Annotated in this window: 22 protein-coding genes; 11 read left to right on the top strand and 11 right to left on the bottom strand. The window is 62.6% G+C overall.

What is annotated here, in order from left to right; genetic code table 11:
- Positions 1-16: 16 nt before the first annotated feature.
- The 4 genes from ACXAEK_RS05590 to ACXAEK_RS05575 all read right to left on the bottom strand — a co-directional run bounded on the left by ACXAEK_RS05590 (position 17) and on the right by ACXAEK_RS05575 (position 3,772).
- Positions 17-865 (bottom strand): ABC transporter ATP-binding protein, encoded by an 849-nt coding sequence (locus ACXAEK_RS05590; RefSeq protein WP_475040337.1) that lies wholly within the window; start codon positions 863-865, stop codon positions 17-19.
- A 117-nt stretch (positions 866-982) separates the two neighbouring features.
- Positions 983-2,266: an ABC transporter substrate-binding protein gene (locus ACXAEK_RS05585; protein WP_475040335.1), complete on the bottom strand. Its 1,284-nt coding sequence runs from the start codon at positions 2,264-2,266 to the stop codon at positions 983-985.
- 91 nt (positions 2,267-2,357) lie between these two features.
- A complete protein-coding gene (locus tag ACXAEK_RS05580) occupies positions 2,358-3,434 on the bottom strand; it encodes a branched-chain amino acid ABC transporter permease (RefSeq protein WP_475040333.1) in 1,077 nt (358 codons plus the stop codon).
- Positions 3,435-3,508: 74 nt separating this feature from the next.
- The gene (locus ACXAEK_RS05575; RefSeq protein ID WP_475040331.1) at positions 3,509-3,772 is read right to left on the bottom strand and encodes a hypothetical protein; all 264 of its coding nucleotides are present in this window, start codon (positions 3,770-3,772) and stop codon (positions 3,509-3,511) included.
- A 102-nt stretch (positions 3,773-3,874) separates the two neighbouring features.
- Here ACXAEK_RS05575 and ACXAEK_RS05570 point away from each other — a divergent pair, with 102 nt between their 5' ends.
- Positions 3,875-4,207 (top strand): SHOCT domain-containing protein, encoded by a 333-nt coding sequence (locus tag ACXAEK_RS05570; RefSeq protein ID WP_475040329.1) that lies wholly within the window; start codon positions 3,875-3,877, stop codon positions 4,205-4,207.
- A gap of 27 nt (positions 4,208-4,234) precedes the next feature.
- Here ACXAEK_RS05570 and ACXAEK_RS05565 read toward each other — a convergent pair whose 3' ends face one another.
- The gene (locus ACXAEK_RS05565) at positions 4,235-5,221 is read right to left on the bottom strand and encodes a branched-chain amino acid ABC transporter permease (RefSeq protein WP_475040327.1); all 987 of its coding nucleotides are present in this window, start codon (positions 5,219-5,221) and stop codon (positions 4,235-4,237) included.
- Between the two features lie 102 nt (positions 5,222-5,323).
- On the bottom strand, positions 5,324-6,142 hold the full coding sequence (locus ACXAEK_RS05560; protein WP_475040325.1) for an ABC transporter ATP-binding protein: 819 nt from the start codon (positions 6,140-6,142) through the stop codon (positions 5,324-5,326).
- Positions 6,143-6,230: 88 nt separating this feature from the next.
- Here ACXAEK_RS05560 and ACXAEK_RS05555 point away from each other — a divergent pair, with 88 nt between their 5' ends.
- Positions 6,231-6,416, top strand: a complete 186-nt coding sequence (locus ACXAEK_RS05555) for a hypothetical protein (protein WP_475040323.1) — start codon at positions 6,231-6,233, stop codon at positions 6,414-6,416.
- 53 nt (positions 6,417-6,469) lie between these two features.
- Here ACXAEK_RS05555 and ACXAEK_RS05550 read toward each other — a convergent pair whose 3' ends face one another.
- Positions 6,470-8,434, bottom strand: coding sequence for an AMP-binding protein (locus ACXAEK_RS05550; RefSeq protein ID WP_475045199.1), 1,965 nt, complete (start codon positions 8,432-8,434; stop codon positions 6,470-6,472).
- Positions 8,435-8,889: 455 nt separating this feature from the next.
- On the opposite strand from ACXAEK_RS05550, the gene ACXAEK_RS05545 reads away from it, so the two are divergent.
- The 4 genes from ACXAEK_RS05545 to ACXAEK_RS05530 all read left to right on the top strand — a co-directional run bounded on the left by ACXAEK_RS05545 (position 8,890) and on the right by ACXAEK_RS05530 (position 12,227).
- The gene (locus ACXAEK_RS05545) at positions 8,890-10,791 is read left to right on the top strand and encodes a hybrid sensor histidine kinase/response regulator (protein ID WP_475040321.1); all 1,902 of its coding nucleotides are present in this window, start codon (positions 8,890-8,892) and stop codon (positions 10,789-10,791) included.
- Positions 10,788-11,492: a response regulator transcription factor gene (locus tag ACXAEK_RS05540; protein ID WP_475040320.1), complete on the top strand. Its 705-nt coding sequence runs from the start codon at positions 10,788-10,790 to the stop codon at positions 11,490-11,492. The genes ACXAEK_RS05545 and ACXAEK_RS05540 overlap by 4 nt, the downstream gene beginning before the upstream one ends.
- 67 nt (positions 11,493-11,559) lie before the next feature.
- Positions 11,560-11,958, top strand: coding sequence for an MAPEG family protein (locus ACXAEK_RS05535; protein WP_475040319.1), 399 nt, complete (start codon positions 11,560-11,562; stop codon positions 11,956-11,958).
- Between the two features lie 41 nt (positions 11,959-11,999).
- Positions 12,000-12,227, top strand: coding sequence for a WGR domain-containing protein (locus ACXAEK_RS05530; protein WP_065268519.1), 228 nt, complete (start codon positions 12,000-12,002; stop codon positions 12,225-12,227).
- Between the two features lie 73 nt (positions 12,228-12,300).
- On the opposite strand, the gene ACXAEK_RS05525 is transcribed toward ACXAEK_RS05530, so the two are convergent.
- The gene (locus ACXAEK_RS05525; RefSeq protein ID WP_475040318.1) at positions 12,301-13,500 is read right to left on the bottom strand and encodes a hydantoinase/carbamoylase family amidase; all 1,200 of its coding nucleotides are present in this window, start codon (positions 13,498-13,500) and stop codon (positions 12,301-12,303) included.
- A gap of 143 nt (positions 13,501-13,643) precedes the next feature.
- Here ACXAEK_RS05525 and ACXAEK_RS05520 point away from each other — a divergent pair, with 143 nt between their 5' ends.
- The 5 genes from ACXAEK_RS05520 to ACXAEK_RS05500 are packed head-to-tail and all read left to right on the top strand — an operon-like array spanning position 13,644 to position 17,396.
- A complete protein-coding gene (locus tag ACXAEK_RS05520) occupies positions 13,644-14,294 on the top strand; it encodes a histidine phosphatase family protein (RefSeq protein WP_475040317.1) in 651 nt (216 codons plus the stop codon).
- 21 nt (positions 14,295-14,315) lie between these two features.
- Positions 14,316-14,930 (top strand): glutathione S-transferase family protein, encoded by a 615-nt coding sequence (locus ACXAEK_RS05515; RefSeq protein WP_475040316.1) that lies wholly within the window; start codon positions 14,316-14,318, stop codon positions 14,928-14,930.
- 11 nt (positions 14,931-14,941) lie between these two features.
- Complete coding sequence (locus tag ACXAEK_RS05510) at positions 14,942-15,994, top strand: saccharopine dehydrogenase (RefSeq protein WP_475040315.1); 1,053 nt, start codon at positions 14,942-14,944, stop codon at positions 15,992-15,994.
- Positions 15,991-16,257, top strand: a complete 267-nt coding sequence (locus ACXAEK_RS05505; RefSeq protein ID WP_226429894.1) for a SemiSWEET family sugar transporter — start codon at positions 15,991-15,993, stop codon at positions 16,255-16,257. Before ACXAEK_RS05510 ends, ACXAEK_RS05505 begins: the two co-directional genes overlap by 4 nt.
- Positions 16,254-17,396 carry a saccharopine dehydrogenase family protein gene (locus ACXAEK_RS05500; RefSeq protein WP_475040314.1) on the top strand — a complete coding sequence of 381 codons (1,143 nt, stop codon included), beginning with the start codon at positions 16,254-16,256 and terminating at the stop codon, positions 17,394-17,396. The genes ACXAEK_RS05505 and ACXAEK_RS05500 overlap by 4 nt, the downstream gene beginning before the upstream one ends.
- A gap of 155 nt (positions 17,397-17,551) precedes the next feature.
- Here ACXAEK_RS05500 and ACXAEK_RS05495 read toward each other — a convergent pair whose 3' ends face one another.
- The 3 genes from ACXAEK_RS05495 to ACXAEK_RS05485 all read right to left on the bottom strand — a co-directional run bounded on the left by ACXAEK_RS05495 (position 17,552) and on the right by ACXAEK_RS05485 (position 20,650).
- Positions 17,552-17,875, bottom strand: a complete 324-nt coding sequence (locus ACXAEK_RS05495; RefSeq protein WP_475040313.1) for a DUF3775 domain-containing protein — start codon at positions 17,873-17,875, stop codon at positions 17,552-17,554.
- Between the two features lie 87 nt (positions 17,876-17,962).
- Positions 17,963-19,267, bottom strand: coding sequence for an adenylate/guanylate cyclase domain-containing protein (locus tag ACXAEK_RS05490; protein ID WP_475040312.1), 1,305 nt, complete (start codon positions 19,265-19,267; stop codon positions 17,963-17,965).
- A complete protein-coding gene (locus tag ACXAEK_RS05485) occupies positions 19,268-20,650 on the bottom strand; it encodes a DNA recombination protein RmuC (protein ID WP_475040311.1) in 1,383 nt (460 codons plus the stop codon). It abuts the gene before it with no gap.
- Positions 20,651-20,669 lie beyond the last annotated feature (19 nt).

Raw genomic sequence — 20,669 nt, 5'->3', positions numbered from 1 at the left:
GCATCATCTCCCCGCATCAGCTCAGCCACCTCTTGCGGCGGCGGTAGGACCGCACGTCGCGGAAGCTCTTGCGCCCTTCATCCGACATGCCGAGGTAGAATTCCTTCACATCCGGGTTCTCCCGCAGCTCAGCTGCAGGCCCGTCCATCACCACCCGGCCCGATTCCAGGATGTATCCGTAGTGGGCATAGCGCAGGGCGACATTGGTATTCTGTTCCGCCAGCAGGAAGGTCACGCCCTCCTGTTCGTTGATCGACTTCACGATCTCGAAAATCTGCTCCACCAGCTGCGGCGCCAGACCCATCGAGGGCTCATCCAGCAGGATCGTCTCCGGCCGGGACATCAGCGCGCGGCCCATCGCCACCATCTGCTGCTCCCCGCCCGAGGTATAGCCGGCCTGCGATTTGCGGCGCTCCTTCAGGCGCGGGAAGTAGTGATAGACCATCTCCAGGTCTTTCTGGATATCGGCACCGCTGTCGCGGCGGGTATAGGCGCCGGTCAGCAGGTTTTCCTCTACCGTCAAATGCTCAAAGCAGTGGCGGCCCTCCATCACCTGAATGACGCCCTTCTTCACCAGCTCCGCCGGGTCCTGCTCATGCACATGCGCGCCGCGGTATTTGATCGACCCTTTGGTCACCTCGCCGCGTTCCGAATGCAGCAGGTTCGAGATTGCCTTCAGCGTGGTGGTCTTGCCGGCCCCGTTGCCGCCCAAAAGCGCGGTGATGCCGCCCTTGGGCACATTCAGGCTCACGCCCTTCAGAACGAGGATCACGTGATTGTAGATCACCTCGATATTGTTGACCTCCAGCAGGGTCTCGGCCTGCACATCGGCAGTGTCGGCGGCGGTGTTCGCTGCATCCAGCATCAAAGCGTGTCCTCATACCTGTCCCGGTTCTGGTCCGGGACCCTGTTTGCGTGGCGCGGCGGCTCCCCGCCGCACCGTTTGTTTCCGGCCCCGCCAAAGCAGAGCCGGAGCGAACCCTTATTTACAGCCGGGTTCGATGTTGTTTTCAGACGCGTAGGCGGCTGAGTCCTCTTCGATCAGCTTGCCGATCACCTCGGTATCGGACGGTTTGAAGTCCGAAATCAGCGACCAGGTCTTGCTCTCGGCATCCCACTGGGTCACGCCCACCAGGCCGGGGCCGCCGTGGTTTTCGCAAGAGACGTTGAAGGTCGGGCCGAAGTTCGGCATCCCCAGCGCCGCCATCTTGGCTTCGTCGATCACCAGCGCTTCCATGCCGTCGCGCATCATTGCCGCGGTGATGTCCGCAGTGCCGTGGATCTCCTGCGCGGTCTTTGCGGCCTCTGCTGCCAGCATCGCCGCGTACATGCCGCGGTTATACAGCACGTTGCCCACCTGATCGCCGGCGCCTGCGGCCTTGCCCGCATCAACGACGTATTTCTGGATGTCGTCAAACACCGGGAAGTCGCGGCCCACGTTGTGGAAGGTCACCGCCTTGTAGCCATCGGCCTTGGCGCCTGCCGGCATCACGTCATGCTCGGCACCGGACCACCACACGCCGATGAAGTTCTCCATCGGGAAGCGGATGTTGGCGGCTTCCTGGATCGCCACCTGGTTCATCACGCCCCAGCCCCACATCACGACATTGTCGGGCCGCTCGCGGCGGATCTGCAGCCATTGGCTCTTCTGCTCCTGGCCCGGATGGTCCACCGGCAGCGCCACCAGCTCAAAACCGTGCTTCTTGGACAGTTCTTCCAGGGTGCGGATCGGCTCCTTGCCGTAAGCCGAGTTGTGATAGACCAGCGCGATTTTCTTGCCGTTCAGATCGCCGCCGTTTTCCTCCAGCAGGTAGTTCACCACACCCGAGGCACCGTTCCAGTAGTTGGCCGGGTAGTTGAACACATGGCTGAACACTTCACCGTTGGCAGCCGAGGTGCGGCCATAGCCCATGGTGTGCAGCGGGATGTTGTCCGCGGTCACTTTGGGGATCAGCTGATAGGTGATGCCGGTGGACAGCGGCTGATAGATCAGCGCGCCCTGGCCCTTTGTGGACTCGTAGCATTCCACGCCTTTTTCGGTGTTATAGCCGGTCTCGCATTCGATCACCTTGGCCTTGACGCCGCCGATGCCGCCGTCGCGCTCATTCAGCAGGGTGAAATAGTCGTTATAGCCGTCCGAAAACGGGATGCCGCCCGCCGCATAAGGTCCGGTCCGGTAGCTGAGGTCCGGGAACACCAGGTCCGCCATTGCCGGACCGGCTGCCATCGCGGCGCCCAGCGCCAGTGTGGTCAGTGTCTTTTTCATCGGCTTAAATCCTCCCTTTGGTCTTATCCGATGGTTTCCAAAACGGGGGTGGTCTTCTTGTTCTCCCCGCCAGCTCTTAAGGCCGCCCGCGTCAGTGCGGGAAGGGCCACAGTCTCAGTTTCTCCTTGGCAACACGCCACAGCTGCGCCATGCCGTGCGGTTCCGCGATTAGGAAGACGATGATCAGCGCGCCCACGATCACCAGCTGGAAATGCGCCACGATATCGGTGGGCCAGCCCAGCAGGTCGACGCCTACCACCTTCAGCACCACCGGCAGCAGCACCAGGAAGGCCGCGCCCGCGAAGGAGCCGAAGATCGAGCCCAGCCCGCCCAGGATCACCATGAACAGCACCAGGAACGATTTCTGGATGCCGAACGCCTCGCCAACCTCGACCGCGCCCAGGTAGACCGCAAAGAACAGCGCGCCGGAGATGCCGATGAAGAAGCCGGAGACCGCAAAGGCCGTCAGTTTCGCTTTCAGCGGGTTCACCCCGATGATCTCGGCGGCGATATCCATGTCGCGGATCGCCATCCAGGTCCGCCCCACGGTGCCGCGGGTGAGGTTGCGGGCTACCAGCGCGCAAACGGTCAGGAAGATCAGGCAGAACAGATAGGTGGCCCAGGCCGGCGCGTTGGGGCCGGTGATGATGATACCAAAGGTGTCACGCTCCGGCGCGTTGATCTGGCCCGAGGCCGAGTAGTTGTAGAACCACGGCACCCGGTTGAACAGCCACACCAGAAAGAACTGCGCCGCCAGTGTCGCCACCGCCAGGTAGAACCCCTTGATCCGCAGGGACGGCAGGCCGAACAGCACGCAGACAAGCGCGGTGATGCCGCCTGCCAGCAGCACGTGAATGAACATGCTGACCTCCGGGAAGGCGGTCATCAGCTTATAGCAGGCATAGGCACCCACAGCCATGAACCCGCCGGTGCCAAGGCTGACCTGCCCGCAATAGCCAACCAGGATGTTCAGCCCGATCGCCGCAATCGAATAGATCAGGAACGGCAGCAGGATCGCATTGGCCCAGTAGTCATTGATCAGGAAGGGGATAAGGCCGAAGGCCACCGCCAGCACCGCATAGTACCGGTAGCGGTCGAACTTGATCGGAAACGTCTGGCTGTCATCGGCATAGGAGACTTTGAAATCCCCGGCTTCACGGTAGAACATGTCTCAGATGCTCCCTCTCTGTTGCGCGTTGGCAGTCTTGCCTGCGCGGATACTGTTATTGGTTGCGGCTGCGCTCATTCGATCTGCCCCCACTGGGCCTGCGCCGCGTCGCGCTGTTCGCGCGTCATCCGGTTTGACGGTTTGGCATAGCCGCTGCGCTCGCTGCCGCGCACCAGCCGCAGATAGGCGATGATGCCGGTAATCAGCCCGGCTGACGCCAGCAGCGCCGCCGTCACCACCTGGGTTTCGCTATAGCTTTCCGCCGTCAGCGCCAGGTAGCCAAAGGCCCAGAAACCGGCCCAGGCAATCACGTTGATGATGGCAATCAGCTTGGTCATGCCGCGCCCCCGGCGTTAACCACTTTGTCAGATTTCCGGTCTTGGCCACATTTTGCCCACTTCTTTCTGCCACCCTGGTCCCGGGTAAAGTGAGTGGGAACAATGACCGCGATTTTCGAGGAAATCCGGCGGCTGGAGGCCGCGCGGAAGAAGGGGGACATTTCTGCCGCCGAATTTGCAGAGGCCAAGGGCCGTTTGCTGGAGTCCGTCGAGGAGGCAAAGGTGCTGCCGCCGTTCCAGGCCGCACCGCACTCCCGGCGGGCCTCCAGCGCTGCCCCGGGCCCCTGGGGGCTGATGCTGATCGGCGTATTGGCCGCGGGCCTGCTGACAGTTCTGGCCGGGCAGCTGATCGGGGATTTGACCATTGCCTTCACATTGGTCACCTGCATCTTCGCGGCCATCATCATCGCAGCCTTCCGCCGGCTGGAGGGCTGAGCAACCCCGGAGCAGATCATATGAGCCTCAGACCCGTTCAATGATCTTCTCCCCGAACAGGCCCTGCGGACGGAACACCAGGAACAGCAGCGCCAGCACATAGGCAAACCAGTTTTCGGTTGCGCCGCCCACCAGCGGGCCGATGGCGAATTCAAACAGCTTTTCGCCCACACCGATGATCAGCCCGCCGACAATCGCGCCAGGGATCGAGGTGAAGCCGCCCAGCATCAGCACCGGCAGCGCCTTCAGCGCGATCAGCGACAGCGAGAACTGCACGCCGGACTTGGTGCCCCAGACGATGCCCGCGACCAGCGCCACGAAACCGGCAACGGACCACACCAGAACCCAGATGAAGTTCAGCGAGATGCCGACCGACAGCGCCGCCTGGTGGTCATCCGCCACCGCGCGCATCGCCCGGCCCTGCTTGGTGTACTGGCTGAAGGCCACCAGCCCCGCCACCAAGAGCGCCGCAATCACCGTCGCCACGATATCCAGATTGTCGATAAAGAAGCCGTAGCCGAAGATGTTGAAGGTGGTCTCGTCGATCCACAGGTTGATGCCCTGCGGCAGCCCCACATCCAGCGTCTTGATCTCGGAGCCCCACATCAGGTCGGCAACACCTTCCAGGAAGTAGGCCAGACCGATTGTGGCCATGAACAGAATGATCGGCTCCTGTCCCACCAGATGCTTCATCACCAGCACCTGCACCAGCCACGCCAGCAGCACCATCACGGCAACCGTCAGCGCGATTGCCACGACGCCCGGAACATTCCATCCGAAATGGGTGATATGGCCGCCAAAGACCGCATTGATCAGATGCGAAAACGGCACCTGCCCCTGCATGATCCCCACCAGCGTCATCGCCGCAAACAGCGCCAGAACACCCTGGGCATAGTTAAAGATGCCGGAGGCCTTGTAGATCAGGACAAACCCCAGCGCGACCAGCGCATAAAGAACGCCCGCCATCAGGCCGTTCAGCGTCACTTCCATCGCAAAGACGAGTTGTTCGGGCATTAGAGGCTCTCCTCGGAATTCTGCGCTGCGGCGGTGCACAGGGGGTGCACAGGGGGTGTACGGATGTCACCCTGCCGGAGCCGGGTGTTGCTGCGGTGCAACTCAGTCATGGCTGACCCCCAGATATGCGTCGATCACATCCTGGTTATTGCGCACCTCATCCGGGGTGCCGTCGCCGATTTTCTTGCCGTAATCCATCACCACGACCCGGTCGGAAAGATCCATCACCACACCCATGTCGTGCTCGATCAGGGCGATGGTGGTGCCGAATTCGTCGTTCACATCCAGGATGAAGCGGGACATGTCCTCCTTCTCCTCGACGTTCATGCCGGCCATCGGTTCATCCAGCAGCAAGAGCTTCGGCTCCGCCGCCAGCGCCCGCGCCAGTTCGACCCGTTTCTTGAGGCCATAGGGCAGCCGCGCAACGGGCGTCTTGCGGATGTGCTGGATCTCCAAAAAGTCGATGATCTTCTCCACCACTTCCCGGTTTTCAGTCTCTTCGGCCTCCGCCTTGCCCTTCCACAGGGCCTGCGAAAACAGTCCTGTTTTCATATAGTTAAGGCGGCCCGTCATGACGTTGTCCAGAACGCTCATGCCCTCGAACAGCGCAATGTTCTGGAAGGTGCGGGCGATGCCCTGGCGCGCCACCTCATAGGGGCGCATCGGCGGGCGTTTCTTGCCGTGGAACAGCACCTCGCCTTCCTGCGGCACATAGAAGCCTGAGATCACATTCAGCATCGACGACTTGCCGGCGCCGTTCGGACCGATGATAGCGCGGATCTCGCCCTCGCGGATGTCAAAGGAGATATCCTGGATCGCCACCACACCGCCAAAGCGCAGGGTGATGTTCTTCATTTCCATCACAACGCCACCGATGGTGCGGCCGTCGTCAGTCACATAGCTTAAGGAATTGTCAAGCATAACAACGGCCTCCATATTTCTGCCGCATAGAAATTTTAAGATTTCCATGCGATACTTGTTCAAAACGAGCAGCAAGGAGATCGACGTTATGTTCGGCGAACTTGAGCATTCCTGCCTTCTGAAGATGGCACTTGAATGCAAGCAGATGGGCCTCAGCCAATCCGAAAGCCTGGCCTCTATCATGGAGCAAACTCACGGGTTCAGCTCTCCCTTCAAAATCCAGCAGGTGGTCAACACCGCCTTCAATCCCGGCCTCAACCCCGACCTGATCTGAGGCTGCTCCGGCCTGCCCGGCACGGGGCGGGAAATTATCCGGTGAAACGTGCATCATTCCGCGGCCACCTTGTGAACCGCTCCCGGTTTCACGTCCGCATCGACAATGGTCAGCGTCGCCTTGATGGAACCCTTGCGGCCGTCTTCATAGGTCACTTCAGTCACTGTCGAGACCTGTTCAGACCCGTCGTACAGCGCGGTGATGATATCGTCGAACTTCTCCTCTACGATGCGGCGGCGCACCTTGCGGGTGCGGGTCATCTCACCGTCATCGGCATCCAGTTCCTTGTGCAGCACCACAAAGCGGTGCACCTGGCAGCCCGACAGCATCGGGTCCTCTGCCACTGATTTGTTCACCTCAGTGACATGCGAGCGGATAGATTCCAGAACTTGCGGATGGCCTGCCAGCTCCTGATAGGATGCATAGGCAATGTTGTTGCGTTCCGCCCAGTTGCCGACCGCCGTCAGGTCGATGTTGATGAAGGCAACACAGCGGTCGCGGCCATTGCCGAACAGCACCGCCTCCAGGATGTCCGGGTAGAATTTCAGCTTGTTTTCCACATACTTGGGCGCAAACATGCTGCCGTCGGCCATCTTGCCCACGTCCTTGGCACGGTCGATGATCCGCAGGTGGCCGGAGCCTTCCTCAAAGAAACCCGCGTCGCCTGTGGCCACCCAGCCCTCCGCATCCTTGGTTGAGGCGGTGGAGTCGGGGTTGTTGAAATATTCCACAAAGGTGCCGGGCGAGCGGTAGTGGATCTCGCCGCTGTCGTCGATCTTGATCTCGACCTCCGGCGCCGGCACGCCAACGGTATCGGCCCGCACTTCGCCATCCGGCTGCACGGTGATGAACACGGTGGCCTCGGTCTGGCCGTACAGCTGTTTCAGGTTGATGCCCAAGCTGCGGTAGAAATCAAAGATCTCCGGCCCGATCGCCTCACCCGCGGTGTAGCCCACACGGATACGGCCATAACCCAGCGTATCCTTGAGCGGGCCGTAAACCAGCACATTGCCCAGCGCATATTTCAGGCGGTCCATCAGACCCACGGGGCGGCCGTCCAGAATGTCGCCGCCGACCTTCTTTGCGTGCGCCAGGAAGTGGTGGAACATCTTACGCTTCAATGCGCCCGCGTCCTCCATCCGGATCATCACGTTTGTCAGCTGGCCCTCAAACACCCGCGGCGGCGCGAAGAAATAGGTCGGGCCGATCTCGCGCAGGTCGGTCATCATGGTGTCCTGGCTTTCCGGGCAGTTCACACAAAAGCCGCACCAGTAGGCCTGGCCGATCGAGAAAATGAAATCGCCCACCCAGGCCATCGGCAGGTAGGACAGAATGTTCTCACCTTGTCCCAGGTGGTCGAACTCGGAAGAGTTCTTGGCGCTTTGGATCACGTTGCGGTTCGACAGCACCACGCCCTTGGGCTTGCCGGTGGTGCCGGAGGTATAAAGCATCACGCAGGTACTGTCGTAGTCCAGCTTGGCCTGGCGCTTGTTCAGTTCTCCGATCAGCTCGTCATGGGCCGCCCGGCCCTGATCCTGGATATGGCTGAATTGGTGCAGCTGGGTGTGGTCGTATTTCCGCATGCCGCGCGGATCGAGATAGATCATATGCTCGAACTGGTGCAGCTGATCCTGGATCTCGATCACCTTGTCGGCCTGCTCCTGATCGCCCACGATCACGAAACGCGCGCCGCAATGGCCCAGCACATAGGCCATCTCCTCGGCCACTGCATCCTGATACAGCGGCACCGGCACCGCGCCCACCGCCTGCGCGGCAACCATCGACCAATAGAGATAGGGGCGGTTGCGGCCGATGATGGCGACGAAATCGCCCTCTTTCACGCCAAGGTTGATGAGGCCAAGCGCCAGCGCCTCAATTTCCTTTGCCGCCCCGGCCCAGGTCCAGCATTGCCAAATGCCGAATTCCTTTTCCCGGTAGGCCGGCGCGTCTGCGAATTGCGCCGCATTGCGTTGAAGCAGCGCCGGCAGGGATTGCATACCCTGGGCGCCCGTCTGCATCTGAGCCAACTTTCTCTCCTCCCTTTCCGGCGTTCCTGCCGGACTGGCCGCTGCCCGCGGCTCTGGCCCGAATAGGGGCAGGCGTAGAGTAGCGCGTCAACTTTTTCCTGATGTTTTCCCAAATCTTACGAATTGTAACAGCCCCTTTCGCCTTATTTTAAAGGCTGTTACGCCAACCTTCGGAAGGCAGCCTGAGCGAAACCTTGCAGCGCAAGTTAACAGTCCGCCCGCATTCGCGCGGGATACGAACGAATGGGCGGTGTTTCGAATCAAACTCTACTGGCGGTTTTCTGAAACTCTTGTTCAGCCTGCCTACCGCTGCAGAACGGCCTTCGGAAACTTGCAACAACCAGAAGAAGATCCTGGGTTTGACGCCGCGACACCTGGACGGCCCGCGGCCGAATGGCAATTTGCCCTGAACCTGCCCCGGTGCTAGCCATGATCCGGGGAGAGCCATGAACCGGACAAGCAAACAGCACGCCGCCATGACCACCGCCGGGCTGAACCTGATCGCCCAGGCGCTGTCGATTTATGACAATGACCTGCGCCTCGCGGTGTGCAACCGCCGCTTCCAGGAAATGTTCGATCTGCCGGACCATCTGGTGCAGCCCGGTGCCTCCTTTGCCGACACCATCCGCTTTCTGGCAGAAAACGGCGAATATGCACCGGAGACGGATATCAGCGCCATCGTTCAGACCCGGGTCGAACAAGCGTTGGACTTTGTGCCCCATTATCTGGAGCGCGAACGACCCAATGGGCAGACGATTTCGATCGAGGGCTCGCCGTTGCCGCAGGGCGGCTGGGTTACGGTCTATACCGACATCACCCGCGCCAAACGGGCGGAGCAGCTGTTGCGGGCCCGGTCAGAAGAGCTGTCGGAAAAACTGATCGCGCATACAGAGGAGCTGTCCGCCGCCAACCGTCAGCTTGCGGCCACCAACACGGCGCTGGAGGAGGCGAAGCGGCAGCTGACCGAAATCGAGGGCCGCACGCGCCTGACAACAGAGATGATGCCGGCCCATATCGCCCATGTGGATGCGGACGGCTTTTATACCTATACCAACCGCCGTCTCAGCTCTGTGTTTCCCAGCCGGCCGTCGGACATCCTGGGCATGCATATCTCCGATGCGCTTGGGGAGGCCGCATTTGAGCGGATCGAGCCGCACCTGCTGGCCGCGTACAAGGGCGGAAGCCCGGTATTTGAGTTCACCGAGAGCCATGGCAGCCGCCGGATCAGGGTCGCCTTCACGCCGGATCAGCATGGCGGCGTCTATATCCTGTCGATGGATGTGACCGAGGAAACCCAGGCCCGCGTCGCCCTTCAGCAGGCGCGGCGCCGCGAGATGGCAGCGCAGATGACCTCCGGCCTGGCCCATGATTTCTCCAATTTGCTGACCATCATCCTGGGCATGCAGGCCAAGCTGGAGAAAATGGATCTGGGCGGTGAAGCCCGCGAAATGGTTCAGGGCACGCTCTCAGCCGCCCGGCGCGGGGGGCGGCTGCTGAACCGGATCGCAGAGATGACCGGCCAGCGCACGCTGCGCCCCCAGGCGACCGACATGCATGGCTTGCTGGGCGAACTGAAGATCCTCGCCTCCCCGTCGCTGCCGCAGGGCATCGGCCTCAGCATCCTCGACAACATGCCCGATCGGGTGCTGCTGCTGGATTCGGGCAAACTGCAAGATGCGCTCCTGAACCTGATCCTGAACGCCCGCGATGCCTGCGGCACCTCTGGGCAGATCACGGTGAGCGCCCATGCCGTGGGTCAAACCTGGGTGGAAATTTCCGTCTCTGACACCGGCCCCGGCTTCTCGCCGGAGGCATTGGACAAGGCGCTCAACCCGTTTTTTACCACCAAGGGCAGCGAAGGCTCCGGACTTGGCCTGCCAATGGTTTATGACATGGCCAAACTGGCGGGCGGTGATATGCGGATCAGCAACACGCAGGCCGGTGCTGCCGTGACGCTGCGCCTCCCCTACCGCCTGGCGCCGGATGCGCAGGGAGGAATGGCGCTGCTGGTCGAGGACAGCGAGGAATTGAGGGCCACCTTCCGCGACATGCTGATCGACCTGGGGTTTTCAGTGATTGAGGCCGCCAGCGTGGATGAGGCCTGCGCCCTTGCGGCCGATCTTCCGGATATTGCTCTGGTACTCTCGGACATCAAGCTTGAGGGCAGTGCCACCGGCATTGACCTGACGGCCCGGCTGGACGGGTCAGGATTGCCCTGCATCCTGATGACCTCGCTGCCCGTCAGCGATCCGCTGTTCCGCAAGGCATTGAAATGCGGACCGGTTTTGCGCAAACCTTTCACCACGCACCAGTTGTCCGAGCTGATCAAACCGGAGCCCGCAGCATGACATCCCCCCTGGTTACCATCCTGGATGACGAGCCGGAAATCCGGCAGATCCTGACCGAGACGCTGGAGGACGCAGGCTTCCGCACCCAAAGCTTTGCCCGCGCCCGCGAGTTCGAGGCGGCGCTGAACCGGGTCACCCCCGACGTCTGCCTGGTCGACTTGTCGCTGCCCGACACCGACGGGCTGGCCCTGGTGCACCGGCTGGCGCTGGAACAGGGGGCTGCGGTCATCATCATCTCCGGCCGCGCCCAGGTGCAGGACCGGGTCACCGGGCTGGAACTTGGCGCCGATGACTATATCACTAAGCCCTTTGATCCGGCCGAGGTCGTTGCCCGCGTCCGCGCCCGCCTGCGCAGCGGGCCGCGCACTGCAGCCCAGGCCAGCGAAACCGCAGAGTTTTCCGGCTGGACCGCCCATTTCGACCGCTATGTTCTGGAGGACGATCAGGGGCTTGAAACCCCCTTCTCCCACGCTGAGGGCGAAGTGCTGCGGCTGTTCCTGGACAGCCCCAAGCGGCTGATTTCCCGCGCTCAGATGCAGGAGGCGCTTGGCGGCGCAGCCGGTGAAAGCTTCGACCGGGCAATGGATGTGCGGATCTCCCGCCTGCGCACCAAGCTGCGCGAAGATCCCAAAAACCCGCGGCTGATCAAGACAATTTACGGCGCAGGCTACATCTTTCTAGGAGATGTGGACTGGATCTGACGCCGTCCTGGTAGAAAACCGCTCCGCCCGGGCTACGCTCAATCTGGTCAGACAGAAGGAGCAAAAGATGACCCAGCTGCAGTATTTTACTGCCCTTTCCGGGCTGTGGGTGGCGCTGGCCTGGCTGCCCTACATTCTGGACCGGATCATGGTCCGGGGGCTGATGGGCGCCATGGCCAACCCCGGCCTCAGCGACCTGCCGCAATCCCTGTGGGCACAGCGGGCCCACAGGGCGCATATCGTGGGCGTGGAACTGTTTGCCGCCTTTGCACCGCTGTCCATCCTGGCGATGCTGGTGCTGCCGGCAGAGGAACAGCCCGGCATCCTGGGCCTCACCTTCTTCCTTGGCATGGCTGCGCACTATGTCATTTACGCCATTGGCATCCCGGTCCTGCGCACGCTGGCCTTTGCAGTGGCAGCGCTGTCTTCCGTTCTGCTGGGCTTCACGCTGCTGGGGGCCGCATAGAGTTTCTTGCCCGGGCGAATCACTTGGCATAGAATTGCTGCATGGCCACCTGTCTGCTCTACCGCCAAGCCCCCTCGCGCCCGTCGCGGTTCTACCGCATTGAGCTGGCGATGAACCTGTTTTCCGAAGTCTCCGTGCTGCGGGAATGGGGCGTGGCCGGCGGCAACGGGCAAAGCGTGATCAATATCTATGCCAACCTGCGCGAGGCCTCGCTGGCCGCCGACAAACATCGCAACCGGATGATCAAGCGCGGCTACGGCCGGGCCTGACCCGCGCCGCGCAAGCGGCGCCCGGCCCAACGGTGACGGTCCTCCGGCAGGAGGTCCGGGAACAGGCGGGAGTTCACCCGGCCATCGCCCGGGCCGCGCGGTCCAGCACCTGCAGGCCCAGCACCAGATCTGCCTCATCCGTGTCCTCGTCAAAGGCATGGCTGATGCCGCCTTTAGAGGGGACAAACAGCATCCCCGCAGGCATAACCGTTGCCAGATTGGCCGCATCATGCAGCGCGCCGGAGGGCATTTTCTGCCATCTTCCCGGGGCCAGCGCCTCCGCTGCCTTGCCCAGTTCAGCCTGAAGCCGCGCATCCATCGCCGCCGGTTCGATGCCCATCACCGGGCCGAGCGCTGCCTCTACATTGTGACCGGCCGCAATCTCCTGCGCGGTTTCATTGATGATGGTCTCCATCCGCGCCAGCCGGTCCGTATCCGCATCCCGCCACTGCATGGAAAATTCCACCCGCCCCGGCACCACGGAGGACGCATTGGGATGCAGCCCCACATGACCGATGGTCCAGACCGTGGCGGGCGTCACTACATGTGCAAACCGGCTGTTTAGAGCCGCATTGAAGGAAGACAGCGCCTGAAACGCATCCTGGCGCAGATGCATCGGCGTGGTGCCTGCGTGGTTCTGCCTGCCTTCAAAAGTGATCCGCATGTCCCTGATGCCAACGATGTCCGTCACCACCCCGATTCTCTGACCGGTTTCTTCCAGGTAAGGCCCCTGCTCGATGTGCATTTCAAGGAAACCGCTGAACCTGTCATGCGGCAGGAAATCCCCGGCCTGGCTCGCTATCCGCTCCCGCATGTCCGCAAGCGTATTACCCTGATTGTCGGCAAACCCGTCCGCCTCCGCCAGTTTCAGCTTGCCGCTCCAGACGTCCGAGCCGGTCAGCACCCCGAACCGCCCCTCCTCATCCTGGAAGCTGACGCAGGAAATGGGCGGACCTCCAGCCTCCTTGGCCGCCCTCGCAATCTCCAAACCGGCCACCACGCCCAGCGCCCCGTCCAGCCAGCCGCCTTCGGGCTGGCTGTCGCTGTGCGATCCCACCAGCAGGCCTTGCCTGCCCGCCAGTCCGAACAGATTGCCGAGCGGATCAAAATGCGGCTCTAATCCGGCCTCTTTCATCCGCTCCGCCAGCCACCTGCGCGCAGCGATGTCTGCATCAGAATAGGCCTGCCGCACCACTCCCTTGCCCACACCAGAGGCACCAAAGCTGCGCAGCTTTTGCAGGTCTTCGAGAAATCGCTGAGGGTCGAGCGGCATGGCAGGTCTCCAATCTGGCATGCGCACATTGCGCCATGTCTTTCCGGCCGGCAATGAATTTAGCAGGCGCGGCTTCAAGCTGCCCTTTTCTCTGCCTGCAAGCTCCCCTAAGACTCCCCCGGTAACAACGGAGCCGCTGCCCCATGTCCCATATCACGCTGATCCGCCACGGCCAGGCCAACACCGGCGCCCGGGACGAGGCCAGCTATGACCGGCTTAGCGATCTGGGCCACCAGCAGGCGGCCTGGCTGGGTGAGCATCTGCGCGCCAGCGGAAGCCATCATCCGCGTATCTATTGCGGCACGCTGACCCGGCATCTCGAAACCGCCGCCTCGATGGGCTTTGCGGACCCTGTTCAGGATGAACGCCTGAACGAGATGGAGTATTTCACCCTCGCCGAGGCTATGCGCGATCAGCACGGGCTACCGATCCCGGAAGAGCGCGAGGGCTTTGTCGACCATCTGCCTAAGGTCTTTGCCGCTTGGTCCGCCGGCGACATTGCCGCGCCTTACGAAAGCTGGGAACAGTTTGAGACCCGTACCCGGCAAGCTTTGGAGGAGATCGCATCAGGCTACGGTCCGGCCCTCGTGGTGACCTCCGGCGGGCTGATCTCCATGGCATTGCGGCAGGCTATGGGGCTGGACACCGCGGGCATGGCGCGGATTGCGCTGGCGGTAATGAACACCTCGATGCACCGGCTGTTCCCCATCGGCGGCCACTGGAGCCCGGTTTTGTTCAATGCGGTGCCGCATCTGGAAGCGCCGGACCGGCATTTTGCCCAGACACATCTCTGAGACACAAACGGGAGGGACGACATGCAGCTCTATTATGCCCCCAATACCATTTCGGTGGCTGTGGCTATCGCACTCGAAGAAGCCGGGGTCGAATATGAGGCGGTGAAAATCGACTTTGCCGCAAAGGAGCAGACCGGTGCGGCCTATGCCCAGATCAACCCCAAGGGCCGGGTGCCGGCACTGGCGGTTGAGGGCGGCATCCTGACCGAGACCGGTGCGCTTCTGGAGTATATCGCCGACATGGCACCCGAAGCGTCTTTGCGCCCGCAAGACCCGGTGGTGCTAGCCCGGATGCGGGAAGTGATGTTCTATCTCGCCTCCACCATGCATGTGAACCATGCTCACAAACTTCGCGGCGCCCGCTGGGCCAAGGAGCGCTCCAGCTGGAAGGACATGCAAAAGATGGTTCCGCAGACCATGACGGCCTGCTGCGAACACATCAGCCAGTTCGGCCTCCGCGGCCCGTTTGTGCTGGGCGAAGACGTCAGCCTGGCCGACTGCTACCTTTATGTGGTTTGCACCTGGCTGAAAGGCGACGGAGTCAAGGTCGCGGACTTCCCGAAAATCCAGAACTTCATGACGGCAATGGAACAGCGCGAGTTGGTGCGCGCGGTCTATGCCAAGGGAATGCTTTAAAGGACATGACAATGACGCATCTGTGGGTACGGGCGGAACAGCGCCCCAACGAAGAACGGGTTGGCCTGACCCCCGAAGGCGCCAAGGCACTGATGGCCGCGGGCATCAAGGTCACAGTCGAGGAAAGCTCTGTCCGGGCAATCCCGCTGCAGGGCTACATTGATGCAGGCTGCGAAATTGCGCCGGAAAACTCCTGGCCAGAGGCGCCTGCCGACGCGATCATCTTCGGCCTCAAGGAACTGCCCGAGGACGGCACTCCGCTGCCGCACCGCCACATCATGTTCGGCCATGCCTTCAAGGGCCAGCACTCCGGCAAGGCGCTCTTGGAGCGGTTCAAGGCTGGCGGCGGCACGCTTTATGACCTGGAATACCTGGTCGACGAGACCGGCCGCCGGGTTGCCGCCTTTGGCTATTGGGCGGGCTATGCCGGCGCCGCGGTGACGCTGAAAGCCTGGGCGGCGCAGCAGCGCGGCGAGCTCTGCGGCCCGGTTGGCGTCTACGGCGGCAAAGACGCGCTGCTGGCGGATCTGGGCGCCGAGCTGGATGCCCTGAACAGAGACCGCCCCACCGCCATCGTGATCGGCGCGCTTGGCCGCGTCGGCACCGGTGCTGCCGACCTCTGCGAGGCAATGGGCATCGCCGTCACCAAATGGGACATGGCGGAGACCGCCCACGGCGGCCCCTTCCCGGAAATCCTGGCCCATGACCTGTTCCTGAACTGCATCTTTGCACGTCCCGGCACCCCGGTCTTTGTCCCGCAAGAGGCGCTGACCGCGGACCGCAAGCTCACCGCCATTGGCGATGTCGCCTGCGATCCGGACAGCGACTACAACCCGGTGCCGGTCTACGACCGCGCCACCACCTGGGAGGCCCCCGCCCTGCGCGTCGCCGAAAACCCGGTGCTGGACGTGATGGCGATCGACAACCTGCCGTCAATGCTGCCGGTCGAAAGCTCCGAGGATTATGCGGCGCAGCTGCTGCCATCGCTGCTGACGCTGGCCGATTTGGACAGCGGCGTCTGGGGCCGGGCCAAGGCCACATTCCAGGAGCACCTGCCGGAATGACCGCAACCTACATCGGATTTCTGGCAGCTCTTCTCGGCACCGTTTGCTGGCTGCCGCAGGCCTGGAAAGCCTGGGCAACGCGCGATACCGCCGGTCTGTCCCTGCCAGCCAACCTGATGTTTCTCGGAACCGTCAGCCTGTGGCTGATCTACGGACTGCTGGTGGGCGATGCGCCCATCATTCTTGCCAATGCCTGCTCCATCGTCATCGTTCTGGCGATCATCGGGGCAATCCTGAAATACAAGAAAGGGACTGACACATGACTATTCACTGGTGCGGCACCGGCCTGTCGGCAATCCCCGGCCTGCGCCGTCTGCTGGAAGCGGGCCACGACGTGGCGGTCTGGAACCGGACCACCGACAAGGCGCGCGAGGCCGTGGGCGACCTGACCACCAACATTCACGCGTTCAGCATCGCCAACCTGGGCCAGATGCTGAGCCCCAAGGACGTCATCGTGTCGATGCTGCCGGGCGACTGGCATGTGCCGCTGGCGGAACTGGCGATCGAGCGCGGCGCGCATTTCGTCTCCTCCTCCTACATCGCGCCGGAAATGCGCGCGCTGGACCAGAAGGCCAAGGACGCTGGCGTTTGCCTGATCAACGAGGTGGGTCTGGATCCGGGCATCGACCACCTGATGGCGCATGCGCTGGTGGCGGACTACAAGGCCTCCGGTGCCTTCGACCCGGCAAACGAGATCAGCTTCATCTCCTACTGCGGCGGCATCCCCAAGACCCCGAACCCGTTCCGCTACAAGTTCAGCTGGTCGCCCCTGGGCGTGCTGAAAGCGCTGCGTTCGCCGTCGAAGTCGATCCGCGACTTCAAGGAGCTCGACGTTGCCCGGCCGTGGGATGCGATCTCCTCCTACGAGGCTCCGCTGCCCGCGCCGGAAAGCTTCGAGGTCTACCCGAACCGCGACTCGATCCCCTTCATGTCCCAATACGAATTCGGCGACGACTGGAAGGTCAAGGAATTCGTCCGCGGCACCCTGCGCCTCAACGGCTGGGCGGATGCCTGGGCGGATGTCTTCAAGGAGGTCGAAACCCTCTCCGGCCCCGAAGGCGACGCCCGGCTCAAGGAAATGTCGGATCAGTTCTGGGCCGAGAACGCCTATGACGAAGGCGAACCGGACCGGGTGGTGCTGTGTGTCGGCCTGAAGGCCGAGAAGGACGGCGCCGAGGTCTGGCACAAGACCTATGTGATGGACGCATGGGGCGACGCGCGCGGCACCGCCATGGCGCGCCTGGTGTCCTACCCGGTCTCCTTTGCCATCGAGGCTGCGATGAACGGCAAGATCGCCGCCGGGGTCCACGCCGCCCCCAGCGACTCTGCCCTGGTCGAAAAATGGATGGGCGAGATCGGCAAGCTGGCCCAGCATCTGGAGATCGTCGACAGCAAGGCCTGATCGCTCCGGATATCCCGGCGGCTTGCCGCAAGGATCCCCTGTTCTTCTGGCTGAAAATATCCCGGGGCCCGGGGCAGAGCCCCGGACGCCTTCCGGAACTCAAAGGGCGCCGTCACATGCGGCGCCCTATGTCCAAGAAACAGGCTCAAAAAACCTCAGCGGCCGATCACATCGTCCTCGACATCATTGACGTCGATCCCCAGCGCCTCCAGCCCGGCCTCCAGATTGTCGGCCAGATGCGGCGTACCAAGCAGGTAATCAACGGTCGGTGTGGTGGCTTCCTGCCGGGCGGTATAGATCGCCTCCCCCAGCTCCTCCGGTTCGAAACTGCCGCGGCCGACCCACATAATGCCGACCAGCTCCGATTGCTGATCCTCGCTCATCCGGTCGATAAACGCGCGCAGCTCACCCTCCGCCCGGCCCAGCTCCCGGGCCATCATCGCCACCTGTGCCACCTTGCGGGCCGAGATCTCCAGCATTGCTCCATTCCTTCTGTTCGCTGCCTCAGCATATCAAACAGTCAAGCAAACACCTAAGTCTTTGATCTGAGGCAAATGGCGCAGCGGCTACCCGGGCGCCTTGCCGAAGAGCGCGAGCCCCTTGCTGCGCCCGCGCAAAACCTCTGCCGGCAGCGCAGTCCAGCCTTCGCGCGCGGGCTCTGCTCCGGCCTCCTGCAGCAGGTCGGCAGAGGCGATCAGCGCCATCCCTTGCACCTTGGTAAGCTGCTCCAGCCGCGCCGCGGTGTTCACCGTGTCACCGAAGACAGAATACTCCAGGCGCGCCGAGGTCCCGGTCACCCCGGAGAACACCTCGCCCCAATGCACCCCGATCCCGACACCCAGGCCTGTGTCCCCGGCCTGCTCCCGCGTTTGGCGCCAGTCCTGCATTTGCACCGCCAGCCCTTCGGCGCACTCCAGTGCCCGCGCCGCCGCCCGCTTGCCGTCAAACAGGATCATCGCTGCATCGCCGATGTATTTGTCAATCAGCCCCCCGGTCCGGTCCGCCACATCTTCGACCTGACCCCGGAACCCAGTGATCAGCCGGCTTACCTCGTGCGGGGCGCGCCCTTCGCACCAGCTGGTAAAGCCACGGATATCGATGAACAGAATAGCCATGTGCTGCTGGCGGCCTTCCTGCATCGCCTCCAGCCCGCCGCCCGCCAGGCGGTCAGCCAGCTGCGCCGGCAAATAGCGGGTCAGATTGGCCTTTTGACGGGCTTCCTCGATGGAACGGTGCAAAAGAATCCGCATCCGCACGGACGCCACAACCAGGACGGCCCCGGCCAGGCACAGCATAACCAGGCGCATGAAATTCGGCGGCGCATCCAGCGTAAGCCTTATCCTTTCCACCAGATCCGGCGCAGCTTCGGGCGGCTGCCACAAGATCATCCAGCCAAACCCGGCTGCAATCAGCGCCAGCATCACCGCAAGCCTTAATGGGCTAAGTCTCAGCACCCCAAAGGCCAGCACAACGGGAGCCATCCAAACCGCTGGCATGGCAAACAGCGCACCGCCGGGCACACCAGTATTCACCAATGACAGAAAGGTATTGAGAAGCAGAAAGGCGCAGTCCGCCAAAACGGCCAGCCAGATCATCCAGGGTTTGAACAGACCTCTGCCAATCGCCCAGTAAATCAGCACACCAACTGCCAGGTAAGACAGCATAGTGGCTGCTGCCAGCCCGACCTGGCGCCGCAGATGCGGCTCCTCAATCACCCGGACGGACTCTATGGCCAGCATCATCGCCAGCATCAGGCCCAACGCCACCGCAATCCGCAGCAGCGCGACAATGCGTTCGGCCTCTACCTCCGCGGCGCTCAGAAGGGCCGCCTCGGCACGGCGGCCTGCGTGCAGGCCAAGGAGAGACCGCATCTACTCCTCCGCCAGCAGCGCGACCTGACGCGGCTCGACTTCCACCTGACCCGGGTCTTCCAGTTCCGCCCCGTTCGCCACCACGCCCATCGCCTCGAACCGGCGGGCCGAGGGCAGCACCCGGGCTTCCAGAGAGCCCACCGCCTTGTTGTAGTTGTTCACCGAAGAGGAAAGCGACCGCCCGACCGACGCCAGGTTCTTGGAGAAGGTCGCCAGCCGGTCATACAGCTCCTTGGCGGTCTTCTGCACTTCGACCGCATTTTCCGCCATCTTTTCCTGCTGCCAGCCATAGGCAATCGACTTGACCAGGGCCATCAGCGTGGTCGGGGTGGCGATCAGCACCTTGTTTTCAAAGGCATATTCGATCAGTCCCGGGTCCGCTTCCGCTGCCGCCGATACGAAGGTCTCGCCAGGGATAAACATCACCACGAAATCCGGCGTTTCACCCAGGGCGCTTTGATAGGATTTCGAGGCCAGCTGCCGCACGTGGGTCTTCACGTGGTTTGCGTGGCGGGCAAGCGCCGCCTGCTGAGCGTCGGGTGTCTCCGCCTCCAGCGCATCCAGATAGGCCTCCAACGGGGTTTTGGCATCCACTACGATGCTCTTGCCGCCGGGAATGCGCACCACTGCGTCGGGGCGGCGCAGGCCCTCATCAGTGCCGACGCTCTTCTCCAGCTCATAGTCCACGTGTTCAGCCATGCCCGCCATCTCGAACACCTGCCGCAGCTGCATCTCGCCCCAGCGGCCGCGGGTCTTGGGTGCGCGCAGGGCCTGCACCAGCTTGCGGGTCTCGCCGCCCAGCGCCGCCTGGCCTTCGGCCAGATGCTTCACCTGAGTTTGGATGGCGCCATAGGCCTCGTTGCGCGCCTGTTCGATCTCCTTGATCCGTTCCCCGAACTGGCCAAGCTTCTGGTCCAGCGGTTTCACCAGGTTTTCGATCGCGGCGTGGCGTTTGGCCAAATCCTCATCCGCCGTCTTGCTATGAGCCTGAAACCGCTCGCTGACCAAGCTCAGGAAGCTTTCGGAATTTTGCTTCAAAACGCCATTGGCCAGAGACGCAAACTTGTGCTCCATCTGCTGGTTCATGTGGCTAAGTTCCTCCAGCCGCGCGGCGTGCTCCGCCTTCAGCGCCTGCACCTGCGCCTCTGCCTGATACCGCGCTGTACGCTCGTTATCGCTGGTGCGGCGCAGGGTGGCCAGTTCATCCGTCAGCTCCGGCAGCCGCGCCACTTCGGCCTTCAACCCGGCAATATGGCTGCGCTGTTCTGCGTTGATTTGTTCCAACTGCCGCGCCGTGCTGCGCAGCCTCAGCGCGGCCAGCGCCAGAAGCGCGGCCAATCCGGCCAGCGCGTAGATCGCCCATTGGGCTTGTTCCAGTGTCACTGCTCGTCCTCCCTTAAAC

The organism is Leisingera sp. ABM4_101 (assembly GCF_056158725.1).
Note: the sequence above shows the minus strand (reverse complement) of the source record. Positions and strands in the feature narration are given on the sequence as shown.

Coding starts and splice junctions, on each gene's coding strand:
- ACXAEK_RS05520 (WP_475040317.1), top strand. CDS start 13,644: ATGTCCCATATCACGCTGATCCGCCACGGCCAGGCCAACACCGGCGCC.
- ACXAEK_RS05585 (WP_475040335.1), bottom strand. CDS start 2,266: ATGAAAAAGACACTGACCACACTGGCGCTGGGCGCCGCGATGGCAGCC.
- ACXAEK_RS05495 (WP_475040313.1), bottom strand. CDS start 17,875: ATGCTGGAGATCTCGGCCCGCAAGGTGGCACAGGTGGCGATGATGGCC.
- ACXAEK_RS05580 (WP_475040333.1), bottom strand. CDS start 3,434: ATGTTCTACCGTGAAGCCGGGGATTTCAAAGTCTCCTATGCCGATGAC.
- ACXAEK_RS05545 (WP_475040321.1), top strand. CDS start 8,890: ATGAACCGGACAAGCAAACAGCACGCCGCCATGACCACCGCCGGGCTG.
- ACXAEK_RS05575 (WP_475040331.1), bottom strand. CDS start 3,772: ATGACCAAGCTGATTGCCATCATCAACGTGATTGCCTGGGCCGGTTTC.
- ACXAEK_RS05510 (WP_475040315.1), top strand. CDS start 14,942: ATGACGCATCTGTGGGTACGGGCGGAACAGCGCCCCAACGAAGAACGG.
- ACXAEK_RS05530 (WP_065268519.1), top strand. CDS start 12,000: ATGGCCACCTGTCTGCTCTACCGCCAAGCCCCCTCGCGCCCGTCGCGG.
- ACXAEK_RS05505 (WP_226429894.1), top strand. CDS start 15,991: ATGACCGCAACCTACATCGGATTTCTGGCAGCTCTTCTCGGCACCGTT.
- ACXAEK_RS05550 (WP_475045199.1), bottom strand. CDS start 8,434: ATGCAGACGGGCGCCCAGGGTATGCAATCCCTGCCGGCGCTGCTTCAA.
- ACXAEK_RS05540 (WP_475040320.1), top strand. CDS start 10,788: ATGACATCCCCCCTGGTTACCATCCTGGATGACGAGCCGGAAATCCGG.
- ACXAEK_RS05515 (WP_475040316.1), top strand. CDS start 14,316: ATGCAGCTCTATTATGCCCCCAATACCATTTCGGTGGCTGTGGCTATC.
- ACXAEK_RS05560 (WP_475040325.1), bottom strand. CDS start 6,142: ATGCTTGACAATTCCTTAAGCTATGTGACTGACGACGGCCGCACCATC.
- ACXAEK_RS05565 (WP_475040327.1), bottom strand. CDS start 5,221: ATGCCCGAACAACTCGTCTTTGCGATGGAAGTGACGCTGAACGGCCTG.
- ACXAEK_RS05490 (WP_475040312.1), bottom strand. CDS start 19,267: ATGCGGTCTCTCCTTGGCCTGCACGCAGGCCGCCGTGCCGAGGCGGCC.
- ACXAEK_RS05570 (WP_475040329.1), top strand. CDS start 3,875: ATGACCGCGATTTTCGAGGAAATCCGGCGGCTGGAGGCCGCGCGGAAG.
- ACXAEK_RS05590 (WP_475040337.1), bottom strand. CDS start 865: ATGCTGGATGCAGCGAACACCGCCGCCGACACTGCCGATGTGCAGGCC.
- ACXAEK_RS05500 (WP_475040314.1), top strand. CDS start 16,254: ATGACTATTCACTGGTGCGGCACCGGCCTGTCGGCAATCCCCGGCCTG.
- ACXAEK_RS05535 (WP_475040319.1), top strand. CDS start 11,560: ATGACCCAGCTGCAGTATTTTACTGCCCTTTCCGGGCTGTGGGTGGCG.
- ACXAEK_RS05555 (WP_475040323.1), top strand. CDS start 6,231: ATGTTCGGCGAACTTGAGCATTCCTGCCTTCTGAAGATGGCACTTGAA.
- ACXAEK_RS05525 (WP_475040318.1), bottom strand. CDS start 13,500: ATGCCGCTCGACCCTCAGCGATTTCTCGAAGACCTGCAAAAGCTGCGC.